Here is a 1,407-nt window from a genome sequence, read left to right as displayed (position 1 = left end):
CGACACGCCCCGGGGGCCGTTCCCGCTCAGGCGAGCGTCGGCTCGTCGGCGACCACCTGCCGGGCCCCGGTGTCCGAGGAGCGGCTCACCGCTTCGAGGACCCGGTGGTGGCGCAGCGCGGTGCGGAAGCCCGGCTCCGCGTCCCGCCCCTCCGCGACGGCCGCGACCAGCTCGGCGTAGACCGCGGCGACGTGCTCGACGCGGCCCACCGCGCCGTAGTGGTCGGGCAGGGCCAGGCGGGTCTCGGCGTCACGCGTGCGCAGGACGACGTCCCACGGGGTCCAGTGCGCGTAGGCGCCCTGGTCGACGCCGGTGATCGTGAGCGTGCCCGCGGTGCCCACGAGCTTGGCGGAGAACCGGTCCGGTCCCGGCAGGGAGCCGCCGGGCACGCCGATCGAGAAGACCGCGCCGTCCGCGAGGCGGCCCAGCAGCGCCACCTGGCCGGGCGAGCCGTTGGGCACCCGCTCGCCGCTGCCCAGGACCTCGACCTCGTCGTTCGGCCTGGTCACCACGCCGGAGACCTCGACGGGCGGCGCGGTGAAGCGGCCCAGGGTGCCCAGCACGTGCCCGAGCATGATGGTCAGCAGGGTCCCGCCGGCCGCCGGGTCGGCGGTCCACGCCAGGTCCGCGTGGGTGGCGGGTCCGCCGAACGGGTCGCCGGGCGCGATCACGTGCACCGAGTCCACCCGCCCGACGCGGCCCTCCGCCACCACGTCGGCGACGAACCGCGCCCACGGCGAGTGGTAGCCCTGGAGCACCACCGCGTGCACCACCCCCGCCCCCTCGGCCAGCGCGGCCAGCTCGGCGGCCTCCTCCGCGTCCACGGCCAGCGGCCACTCCGACAGCACGTGCTTGCCCGCCGCGAGCGCGGCCCGCACCACCTCCGCGTGCCCGGTGACCCGGACCGCGACCACCACCAGGTCGACCTCGGGGTGCCTGACGAGCGAGCGCCAGTCGTGGAAGGCGTGCGCCACGCCGAACTCCTCGCCCGCGCGCCGCGCGCTCTCCGGCCGCGACGTGGCCACGGCGGTGAGCCGCACCCCCGGCGTGGCCTCGATCGCGGGCACGTGCGTCCCCGCCGCCCAGCTCCCGCCGGGGCTCGCACCGACGATGCCGACCCTGATGTCCACGTGTCCCCCTGGTTGTGTACCGAGTGGTATAGAATCTACCGGTACGTCCGCCGACCCCGCCAGGAGGCCGCCAGTGCCCGGAGGCCGCCCCCGCGGGTTCGACCTCGACCAGGCCCTCGAAGCCGCCATGCTGCTCTTCTGGCGCAACGGCTACGAGGGCACGTCCGTGGCCGACCTGACCGCCGCGATGGGCATCGCCAAGCCGAGCCTCTACGCCGCTTTCGGCTCGAAGGAGCACCTGCTGGCCGCCGCGCTCCGGCGCTACGCGGACGGCCCC

General features: G+C 76.4%; 2 protein-coding genes. One reads left to right on the top strand and one right to left on the bottom strand.

The window, feature by feature from the left end; translation table 11 throughout:
* Positions 1-26: 26 nt before the first annotated feature.
* Positions 27-1,130 (bottom strand): Gfo/Idh/MocA family protein, encoded by a 1,104-nt coding sequence (locus ACFV4N_RS43735; RefSeq protein WP_499678601.1) that lies wholly within the window; start codon positions 1,128-1,130, stop codon positions 27-29.
* 73 nt (positions 1,131-1,203) lie between these two features.
* Between ACFV4N_RS43735 and ACFV4N_RS43730 the strand changes: the two genes are divergently transcribed.
* Positions 1,204-1,407 (top strand): TetR/AcrR family transcriptional regulator (locus tag ACFV4N_RS43730; protein ID WP_499678600.1); only part of this gene is annotated, 204 nt, incomplete at its 3' end.

Origin of the sequence: Actinosynnema sp. NPDC059797 (assembly GCF_042732085.1) — a bacterium.
Classification (GTDB): Bacteria; Actinomycetota; Actinomycetes; order Mycobacteriales; family Pseudonocardiaceae; genus Actinosynnema.
The sequence above is the reverse complement of the archived record's forward strand: the minus strand, read 5'-3'. Positions and strand labels throughout refer to the sequence as shown.